The sequence below is a fragment of the Burkholderia sp. Ac-20365 genome (genome assembly GCF_017104715.1).
Classification (GTDB): domain Bacteria; phylum Pseudomonadota; class Gammaproteobacteria; order Burkholderiales; family Burkholderiaceae; genus Paraburkholderia.
In genome coordinates this window covers 1-235 of the sequence record NZ_JAAGPI010000093.1, presented here as the reverse complement: position 1 = coordinate 235, position 235 = coordinate 1, and the positions used below count along the sequence as shown (strand labels likewise).

General features: G+C 50.2%; 1 protein-coding gene. It reads right to left on the bottom strand.

What is annotated here, in order from left to right; translation table 11 throughout:
- Positions 1–6 precede the first annotated feature (6 nt).
- Positions 7–235, bottom strand: a 229-nt coding sequence (locus G3O01_RS44710) for a hypothetical protein (RefSeq protein WP_205813896.1), incomplete at its 5' end; no start/stop codon positions are given.

Here is a 235-nt window from a genome sequence, read left to right as displayed (position 1 = left end):
ACGACATCAGATAACCAGGAGGAAGGAAGCACGACCGATCAAGGAATCAGGCGACCAGCTGGAGCAGGGTGAGCGTGGGACACACACAATGGATGAGACGTGGCAGTGGATAGGCGCGAAGCCCACGAATCCAACACAGTAGTGAGCAGCCAAAGGAATCTGATAATGACCAGCAGCATCAGGAGTACTACCAAGGTCAGCGAGGTAGTTTACAATGTCATCATTTTTTTTTACT